Raw genomic sequence first — 10192 nt, forward strand, 5'->3', positions numbered from 1 at the left:
GCTTCTGTGATTTATTGCGTAAGCGTTGCTTGCCGTAGGCGTCGCATCTCTCTTTAAAAACTGTCCGGAGTATTGATCCCGGATGTGATTAATTTATCCAATCTGGCTCCAGGGACATACTATGTCGAAGTCTCTAGCTACTTAGGCTCTACCAATTACAACCTGATTATTTCTGCAACACCTGTTCCTGTATTGCCAGATATTCCTACACCTAACGGTGCTTTTAATCGCAATTACGGCTATGGTTTAGTCAATGCAAATGCAGCAGTTAGCAGCACCCTGAACCGCTCAACTCTCTTCCCGGATGTTGCTAATTTGAGCGAGAATAATTGGGGAGTAGACGCTATAAATGCGCCCGAAGTTTGGAATCAGAACATTACAGGAAATGGGATTGTTGTAGCTGTCATCGATACTGGTGTTGACTACTACCATAACGACTTGGATAGTAATATTTGGCAGAACCCTGGTGAAATTGCGGAAAATGGCATCGATGACGATCGCAACGGATTTATTGATGATATTCGGGGTTGGGATTTTCTGTTTAACGACAACTACCCAATGGATCTTGATCCCGATGGTCACGGAACCCACATAGCAGGTTTGATCGCCGCGGAACGAAATGATTTTGGGATCACAGGAGTTGCCTACAATGCCAAGATTATGCCTGTCAGAGTTTTGCCCGTCTTTGGTGACGCCGAGTGGGATAATGTTGCTGCTGGAATCCGCTATGCTGCTGATAATGGAGCAAATGTAATTAACCTCAGCTTGGGAAGTGAGTTTTCCCCTCCCAACCTGGTGAATGACGCAATTGAGTATGCAAATAACAAAGGCTCTGTTGTTGTTATGTCAGCCGGAAATTTGGGTCTTAGCCAACCAAATTATCCAGCTCGTAATGCCGATCGCAGGGGAATTGCCGTGGGCAGTATTGATATAAACGGCAGGATGGCTGGCACCTCGAACCGTGCGGGTTCCACACCTTTGGATTACGTAGCTGCTCCGGGAGTAGACATCTATTCTACAACTCCCTATAACAACTATGGAATCATAAGTGGCACATCTATGGCAACGCCACACGTAGCGGGTGTAGCGGCTTTAGTTTTGAGTGCCAATCCGACTTTAACTCCGGCTCAAGTTGAGTACATTTTGACGACAACAGCTAATCCAAATGGGGTGACTGCATAGCATCGATCGGGTAAATGAGACAGGGGTTTAAACCCCTGTCGTGGCACTACTACAACTTGGGAAAAATGAATCCGCCCTGCTTAATTCTTAATCTTGCTCACATAGCCCCATAAACTGTAATCGCGACTCAGCCAACCCCGGAAAAAAGCCATCTGAGTCGGATCTTCTTGTACCCGTTTGTAGCGGTAAATAATCCGTTCGTTAATCATTTGCAACGCTGTATTTCTGTTATTTGCCCCTTTCAGCGCTTGCTTGGTGCGGGCATCAAAAACTCCCGTTTGCGGCAATCCTAATGCTTGCTGAAGAAAGGTAATAGAGTTATTAATACCGAAATTAACGGCGGTGTCAAACATGACGATCGCCAAAGCCGGCTGCATCGTGCCCGAGAGGCTCGAATCCCAGTAATATTTATAAATTTCTAGGAGCTCTGCTTCCGACATCTGCGTCACGTCGAGGGGCGGAAGCCCACGACTGTAGCGATAGGCGTTGTATTCCGTTTGCAAGACGCCCCGATAAGTTCTGCCACCCTTATCGGCAGGGTGATTGCTGAATCCGCCCTCAAAATATAGGGTGAAATAAAGAGCAGTTTGAAATAATTTTTGCGTAAAGCTGGCTGTCTGCTGCTGCTGTGCGAAAGTCTTTTGGGCAAAGGGTAAGGGGATTGCTAAGGTTAACAAGAGTATCCCCAGCAGGAGGTTTGGTTTCCACTTGATGTTAAGTTGGCGCTGTGTCGCTTGCTTGTCGCTCATAAATTCTCTGTGACGATCGCCCGTAGTTCCGCTAAAACTGCTACTCTGCAAAATAATATAGATTCAACCTTTAACTTGATAGCACAGATAGGCCGCAAAATGAATTCCGATTTTCGCAACCAATCCGAAACACCCCAATTTGAAGATGCTGCATCCCTGACAGTCGCTGCAGAAACCTATTACTCTCAAGGCAATTTAGCAGCAGCCGTCGCTGCTTGTCGCCGAGCTCTGGAATTGCAACCGGATTGGGCGGCGGCTTACGTGACAATGGGCAATGTGCAGCAAGCAAGCGGCCAAATTGAGGAAGCGATGCGGTTTTATTCCGAGGCGATCGCTCTGAATCCCGATTTTGCTGAGGCTTATGCTAATTTGGGCAGTATGCTCTACAAACAAGGGCATTTGGTGGAGGCGGTTGTCAATTACGAAAAGGCGATCGAACTTAAACCAAATTTGGCTGCTGCTTACTGGAATTTGGCAGGAGCACTGAAGCAGCAGGGGCAGAAGGAAGCAGCGGTAGCATACGAGCAAAAAGCTCTCGAACTCAATCCCCACCTTGCTCAGGTAGATTTTCACTTAAATTTAGGAGATAAATTAGCGCAGCAAGGGAAGTTAGATGAGGCGGTGGCTGCATGGAAGCAGGCGATCGCATTTAAACCCGATTTAGCCGAAGCATACTGTCAAATTGGCCGAGTTTTGCGCCACCAGGGTCAATTTAAAGACGCAATACCCAACCTTCAAAAAGCCCTAGAAATTAAACCCGATTTTATTGCCGCTCACCAACATTTGTGCGACATCCTCAGAGATACTAGCGATTTAGCGGCCGCGCGGCAAGCCGTTCACAAATACAGCCAAATGTGTGCCGAAACCGATCCAATTATGACCGCGATTTACTTCATCAGCACCTATCAAGTGTCGGGATTAAATCAAATTGCGGGCGATCGTTTTTTAGAGCTAGAGTCATACTTGCAGCAAAACTTAGAAACCGCTAGCCCGGTGGAAATTAAATCGCTTTATGCAAACTTGTTATTCAGCACACCGTATTTGCGAGATGACTTGGCAGCCAACTCAAAACTTTACAGATTAATTGCCCAAAAGTATATCGACCAATGTATTAAACCTAATTTTTCTCAACCCGCAAATTACAGTTTCAAACCAAGTGCCCCATCCAGCCAGTTAAAAATCGGCTTTTTGTCCAATCACTTTAGCCGCCATTCTGTAGGTTGGTGCAGCGCTGACATCATTCGCGAATTGTCCGATATCACACCCAATGTGTATTTGTACGCTTCCGAAAGAATTATTCCTGACGATCGCACTCAGCAATTTGAAACTTGGGGCAAACTGACTTTTCCGACAACCTACCCGAACGGACTTGCCAATTCTACCGAAATTATCGACCAAATTCAGCAAGATGAATTGGACGTTTTAGTTGATTTAGATTCTCTCAGCGTACCAGTGCACGCTGACATTCTCTCCCAAAAACCGGCACCAGTTTGTGTTTCTTGGCTGGGATTTGACGCCCCTTACATATCGCCGAAAAATTACTTTCTTACAGACTGGCACTCGCACCCAGCAGACAGGGAAAAATATTATGACGAGCAGCTAATTAGGATGCCTGATTCCTTTGTAGCGGTGTCCGGTTTTCAGAGATATGGAGTCGATCCCGTTGCATTGAGAAGGTCGAATCGGATCGGTTTGGATCAGATAGTTTACCTGTGCGTCGCTCCCGGCAGAAAATTTAATTACGAGTTGGTAAAAGCACAAATTGCGATTCTCAAACAAGTGCCTAACAGTATCTTAATTCACAAAGCTTTAGGCGATGCTGCCGTGTTTGAGGCTGCATATCACCAAGCTTGCGAAGCTGAGAAAGTAAGCAAGCACCGAATTAAGTTTTTGCCGAGGTTTGCTACTGAGGAAGAACACAGAATTATCTATTTGCTGGCCGATGTGTTGTTAGATTCTTATCCTTACAACGGAGGAACTCAAACTTTAGAGGCTTTGTGGTCTAATTTGCCGGTGGTGACTCGCACAGGAGAGCAATTTTTGTCGAGAATGGGTTATTCGTTTTTGCAGACTTTGGGAATTGAAACAGGTGTGGCTTTGTCTTGGTCGGAATATGTGGAAGTGGGTGTAAAATTGGGCAAAGAGCGTGAATTTAGAAATGCAATTAAAGCACAGTTGGTGAAATCTAAAGATCCAGCCAATTTGTCGCCGCTGTGGAATCCGAAAAAGTTTGCTAGTGATATGTATGCGGTCTTGGAAAAATTGTGTAAAATAGGATAAATTCTGGCTAGTGACTGCTGATAATGACCGAAAGCATCCAGGAGACAAGCCCCCGGATTCATCCGTCCAGAAATAAAAAACCTGTATCCGATGAAACTTGCCCCCCGAATTTATCCGTGGGGTCGCTTGCTTGAATCTAAAATCTAAAATCTAAAATCTAAAATCGATTGACTGCTGACTAATGACTGATAACTGATTACTAATGACTTCTATACTGCCAACTGTTAAGTTTTTAAAACAGCCGACTTCCGAAGCTTGGATAGAACAGGCGATCGCCCATTTGGATACAATCTTATTAGACCATTCTCACTGCGAGCGGAAAGCGGCGGGAGTAGCGTTAAATTTAATGTTTCGCTACCCAGCCCGGGAAAAATTGGTGAGGATGCTAACGGCGATCGCCCGCGAAGAATTAGAGCATTTCGAGCAAGTCAACCAGCGGTTAGAACAGCGCGGCATTGCTTTAGGCCCTTTGGCTGCACCTCCCTATGGTGCCGGTTTGTCCGCCCAAATTCGCAAGCAGGAACCGGAGAGACTTTTGGATTCTTTGTTGGTTTCTGGTTTGATAGAAGCGCGCAGTCACGAACGGTTGGGGCTGCTGGGCGATCGCTGTCCCGACGCGGAATTAGCTAAGTTTTACCGCAGTTTGATGGCTTCGGAAGCCCGCCATTACGGTGTATATTGGATTTTAGCAACAACTTATTTCGATCGCGCTCTTGTGATTGACAGGCTGGAGGAATTATCATTAGTAGAGAGCGAGTTGCTGGCAATTCTTCATCCCGAACCGAGAATTCACAGTTAAAAGCTAGGTGCATTTAAAAACTGTAAAAGACAAAAAATTAGTAAGTTTACAGTTGCTAAAGTCAACAAATAAATAATATTAAGTTGCAACCACCAATGAAAACCCAACATCTGGATTTTTTAATTCGTTCCTGGGAAACGCGCGATCGCGCTGAGGCGTTCTATTTAATTAGGGATGTTTTAGCAGAATACGGTTTAAAATGCGAACCTCACGGGGCAGATCGAGATGTCTATGATGTAGAACTACATTATCATAATCAAGGCGGCGAATTTTGGGTAGTTGAACGGCAGGATAAAATAGTGGGTACGGCGGCTTACTATCCGATTGAGCGCGGAAATAATGCTGTGGAAATTCGCAAAATGTATATTTTACCAGCAGCAAGAGGACAGGGTTTGGGGAAATTTTTACTGCAAGAATTGGAAAGTAAAATTATCGCTCGCGGCTTTGATGAGATCTGGATAGAAACTGCCAGCATTCTCAAAGAAGCTGTGAAAATGTACGAAAATAGCGGATATCTACCGACAACTGGTGTGGAGACGCCAAGGTGCGATCGGGTTTACGTAAAATATCTAGATACAAAAAAACTATAATTACTCAAAATTACACGCTAAGTTTAATTTATTTTCTGCCGCAGAGGAATCTCGATCGCAAATTCGGAACCTTCTCCCACTACAGAATTGCAAGAAAGCTTGCCGCCGTGTTTTTCTACTATAATAGAGTGCGAAATCGCCAATCCTAAGCCAGTCCCTTTGCCAATGGGTTTAGTAGTGAAAAACGGGTCAAACAAGCGCTTTTGCACATCTTCGCTCATTCCGGGGCCGCTGTCAGCTATCGATATGGCAACGCTGTTATTGTCGGTTACTTGGGTGCGAATCGTAATTGCGAGATTTTTGGCGGTGCGATCAGATTTCTTCATCTCCATTTCCAATGCGTCTAGCGCATTGCTCAATAAATTCATAAATACTTGATTTAACTGACCGGGATAACATTCAACTAAAGGCAAATTACCGTATTCTTTAATCACATTAATTGTCGGGTGATCGGCTTTATGTTTCAGGCGGTTTTGCAAAATCAGCAATGTGCTTTCAATGCCTTCGTGAATGTCAACTTGTTTCTTTTCGGCTTCGTCAAGTCTTGAAAAAGTTCGCAGGCTCAAAACTATGTCGCGGATGCGATCTGCTCCGACTTTCATAGATACTAAAATTTTCGGTAAATCTTCAATAAGATAATCAATTTCAAAGTCTTCCCTTGCATCTACAATTCTTGCGCTTGGCTGCGGGTATTCCTTCTGGTAAAGTTTCAGCATTTTTAGCAAATTTTGAGTGTATTCGCTGGTGTAGCTGAGATTGCCATAAATAAAATTAACCGGGTTGTTAATTTCGTGGGCGACACCTGCTACTAATTGTCCCAAACTCGACATTTTTTCAGTTTGAATTAATTGAGTTTGGGTACGTTGGAGTTCGCGCAAAGTTTCTTCTAGCTGTTGAGTTTGAGCTTGAGCTAGTCGGGCTGCTTTGCGGGTTTGGGTGTAAAGTTCAGCGTGGTCGATCGCGATCGCAAGTTGAGCGACTACCGCTTGCATTAGTTCGACTTCAGAGTCGTCCCAATTTCGCATGGACATAGCTTGATAGCAGGTAATCACCCCTATATCGCCGGCAGCAGTATGAATTGGCAGCGACAGCACTGAGTTAAATTTTGAAGCCTGGAAAAGTTCGCGCAATTCTACATCTTCAAAAGTGCTGACATCATCAATTCGCAGAATTTCTCGCCGCAAAATCTGTCGCACAGCGAAACAAGATTTGTCATCTATAAGATAAGTGCCGAGAATACTCGGCAAATCTGCATTCTTGGCTTCAAAAGTTACGTCCCAAACCGGAGGATTGTTGTTGGGGCGATACCAAGTGAAGATGCACCAATCTAGGTGCATCAGATTGCGAATTTCTTGAACTGCGGTTTCTACAATTGTGTCTAAATCTAAAGAAGTGCGGATTTGGTTAGCAATTTGATTGAGCAGTAGTTCTCGCTGAGCTTGTTGTCTAAGCGCTTGTTCCGATCGCACTAAAGTTTCTTCTGCAAGTTTGCGATCTGTTAAATCTTGGATTACTGCTTGGATAATTTTTTCATTTCCCACCTCGATGATTGTCAACACGACTTCTGCAGGAAAATCAGTACCGTCTAAGCGCTGGTGAACCCAACCAAAACGGTGGTTTCCCCGCTCAAAGGCGATGGCTATCATTTCGTTAACCATGCTCAAAGAATCTCTGCCGTTGGGTTGAAAAGGAGGCGAGAGTTTGCCAGGGTTTTGGCCGTACAACTGTGGCGCTGCAGTGCAGCCGAATAGTTTTAGGGTGGCTGTGTTGGCATCGGTGATGGCATTGTCACATAACATAAAAACAGGCAAACTGGTTAATTCGTAGAGCGATCGAAATTTGGCTTCCGACTGCTGCAATGCGGCTTCTGTTTTCTTGCGATCGGTAATGTCGGCAACCATTGCCAAAGCGCCCACATAGCGTCCTTGTTTGTCTGCCAAAGAATTAGTAGAAACCATTGCCCACAAGTCGCTGCCGTCTCGGCGACGGAACTTAAAATCGAGCTGTTCGCGAATTCCTTCACGGCGACGTTCGAGGCTGATTTGTGCGATCGCGATGCCTTCTGCATCCATGAAAGCAAATAGCGGCTGTCCGATCATTTCCTCTGAAGTGCAGCCGAGCATATTAGCCATTTTTTGGTTGACAAAAGTAGTTGTACCCTCCGTATCTATCATCCAAATTCCTTCATCTGCAGTCTCGACAATGCACCTGTATTTGTCCTCGCTTTCCATGAGCGCTTCTTCTGCTAATTGGCGAGCCGTAATGTTTTGAGTCATTAGCAATCCGCCGATAATTTCTTGCCGTTCGTTTCTCACTGGCAAAGCATAACCGAGGTAAACGCGATCGCTGTAAAAAAATTCTGTAACAACTGTTTTTCCTGCCAGTGCCGCCCGATAAGTTGGTTCGAGATCAGCGCAAACATCTGGCTCAAATACTTCCGAGATTGTCTTGCCTTCCATCAATTCTTTGGAAAGCCCGACTGCTGCTAATTCTGTACCTTCTACCAGGGTGTAGCGCATTTCTGGATCGAACAGCATCACCGCGCCGTTAGGAAAGTTGCTTGCCATAGTGCGGTAAAGCTGTTCGCTTTTTTGCAGTGCAGCTTCTGCAAGTTTGCGATCGCTAATGTCAACTACGACTGCACCGATGCCGAGAGCCTCGCCATCTTTGTCTAGCAAGGGAAAATAAGAGCCTGTCAGGTGTCGGACAAACCCAGGCTTTCTGGGATTGTCACCACTCATCTCGATATTAATTAAGGGTTGTTTTGTTGTCAAAATTTGTTCGTACAAAGGCTCTATTATTGGAGCGATATTTGGCAATATTTCGCGTACAGTTTTGCCTATGTGTTCTGCTGGACTCAAGCAATTTATTTCTGCTAGAAATTGATTGATTTGCAGGTACCGCAATTGCGAGTCCAAAATGCAAAGTCCCGCCGGCGCCTCCTTTAAAAAGGCATCAAATAGTCCTTGTCTTTGTGCTAATTCTTCTTCTAAAGCTTTGCAAACGCTTAGATCAGTTAAAGAACACATCATCCCGACAACTTCTCCCGTATTGTCTTTCAATAGCGAAAGCATCATGTGCGAGGAAAATTTTTCTCCTGATTTACGGCGTGTTATAACTTCTATTTCATCTTGGCCTTTTTCTTGTAGCGGTTTGATGACTTGCTCTAACAAAAACTCGTGCTGTTCAGGGGGGTAAATTAGAGAAATGTGCTGTCCGATAGCCTCAGTTACTTCATAGCCGTATAACTTTTGGCAGGCTTGATTCCAAAGGGTGATCGAGCCGTCTATATCTGTAGAAATTACCGCCTCGTGAATTTGGTCGATAATTTGACTTTGGACACGCAATTTTTGTTGAGCTTGCTCCAGTTCGGAGACTTTTTCTTCGAGTAGTTTCTGAGTTTTTTCCACTTCGGCATTCTGCTTTGTCAGCAATTTTTCCAGAGGTGAATTGCTGTGCGGCGGCGCTGATTCCAGCGGATCGCTATTTTCAGGCCCTGGATTAAAAATTTCTTCAGCGCTCAGCCAAATCGCGCACTCTCCCCCTGTTTCAATTGCCCGCTCGGAAACTCGCACGGGTACGAGATGGTTGTTTTTATGTTTGTATGCTGCTTCGCACGGGTGCGTATGGCTATTTTTTACTTGACATTCTAGATATTTTTCTGGGGGCGCGCACTGTGTTTGCTGAATTTCCCAGTAGTTGAGGTGGAGAGTTTCTGCAACTGTGCGGCCGATAATACTTGCAAAAGCAGGATTTACATCGAGAAAAGTCCCGTCTGTCCGGCACAAGGCCAGCCCGATGGGGCTGAGTTGTAACAATTTGCGGTGGGAGCGATCGCCCTTGGCTTTTCCTAACTGGCTTTGCATCTGACCTAGCTGGACTTGGTTTATTTAATTATATCTTTTGACGTTGTTTATTGCTGTGACTTTTATCCTTGATTAAGAAAGAGAGAAGAAGAAAGTTCGGCAACGGATTGTATAACGGATGTAACGGATGGATGCTGAGGTTCGAGGGAAGAAGGAAGAGGTTGGATGTTCGAGGTTCGAGGGAAGTTTGGCAACGATCCCTGTACTGGATTTAACGGATGGATGTTGAGGAAAAAGCCAGGATGGGGAAACAAAAATGAGTAATACATTTCCGGTTACACTCATACATGATGTTGACTGTTGACGGTTGACTGTTGACGCCGTGAACAGTGGACTCGAACTTACTATTCCGATGCTAACGGATTTGATAAGCTGCTACGCAGCTAAACCGGATAAAATAGCATTGCCTTTATTTTTGATTTTTCGATCCCATTTAATAACCATTTCTCCTTCATTTAATAATAATCTATGTAGTAATTCTGACAATTCTTCTACTGACTTAAACAGTCGATGTGCTATATATTCTTTCGCTGAATGCCAGACCAATTCAATCAAATTATAATCGGGGCTGTAAGGTGGCAAAAATTCTAAAATAATATGAGGCATTTCGGCTGATATTTGGCTCAGAATATCTTTCTTTTTATGAAAACTAGTACAGCTCGGCGTAAGTATACAGACTATATTTGTGGTAGAATAACATATAGCGTTTCGAGCGAAAGATGAGGT

At 44.6% G+C, this 10192-nt stretch carries 7 protein-coding genes; 4 read left to right on the forward strand and 3 right to left on the reverse strand.

Going from position 1 to position 10192, the window contains the following annotated elements; translation table 11 throughout:
* Positions 1–84: 84 nt before the first annotated feature.
* Positions 85–1182: a S8 family peptidase gene (locus QUB44_RS29180; protein WP_333373028.1), complete on the forward strand. Its 1098-nt coding sequence runs from the start codon at positions 85–87 to the stop codon at positions 1180–1182.
* Between the two features lie 80 nt (positions 1183–1262).
* Here QUB44_RS29180 and QUB44_RS29185 read toward each other — a convergent pair whose 3' ends face one another.
* Positions 1263–1931, reverse strand: a complete 669-nt coding sequence (locus QUB44_RS29185; RefSeq protein ID WP_333373030.1) for a glycosyl hydrolase 108 family protein — start codon at positions 1929–1931, stop codon at positions 1263–1265.
* Positions 1932–2030: 99 nt separating this feature from the next.
* Between QUB44_RS29185 and QUB44_RS29190 the strand changes: the two genes are divergently transcribed.
* From QUB44_RS29190 to QUB44_RS29200, 3 genes are all read left to right on the forward strand, one after another.
* Entirely contained in the window at positions 2031–4211 is a 2181-nt protein-coding gene (locus QUB44_RS29190; protein ID WP_333373033.1) for a tetratricopeptide repeat protein, read from the forward strand.
* Between the two features lie 202 nt (positions 4212–4413).
* Positions 4414–5010 carry a tRNA isopentenyl-2-thiomethyl-A-37 hydroxylase MiaE gene (locus QUB44_RS29195; RefSeq protein ID WP_333373038.1) on the forward strand — a complete coding sequence of 199 codons (597 nt, stop codon included), beginning with the start codon at positions 4414–4416 and terminating at the stop codon, positions 5008–5010.
* Positions 5011–5105: 95 nt separating this feature from the next.
* Positions 5106–5600: a GNAT family N-acetyltransferase gene (locus QUB44_RS29200; protein ID WP_333373040.1), complete on the forward strand. Its 495-nt coding sequence runs from the start codon at positions 5106–5108 to the stop codon at positions 5598–5600.
* Between the two features lie 23 nt (positions 5601–5623).
* Here QUB44_RS29200 and QUB44_RS29205 read toward each other — a convergent pair whose 3' ends face one another.
* Together QUB44_RS29205 and QUB44_RS29210 are read right to left on the reverse strand one after the other, a co-directional pair.
* Positions 5624–9466 (reverse strand): PAS domain S-box protein, encoded by a 3843-nt coding sequence (locus tag QUB44_RS29205; RefSeq protein ID WP_333373043.1) that lies wholly within the window; start codon positions 9464–9466, stop codon positions 5624–5626.
* Between the two features lie 375 nt (positions 9467–9841).
* A partial coding sequence (locus QUB44_RS29210) for a transposase (RefSeq protein WP_333373045.1) occupies positions 9842–10192 on the reverse strand: 351 nt, incomplete at its 5' end.

The organism is Microcoleus sp. AT3-D2, assembly GCF_036705715.1.
Taxonomy (GTDB): domain Bacteria; phylum Cyanobacteriota; class Cyanobacteriia; order Cyanobacteriales; family Microcoleaceae; genus Microcoleus.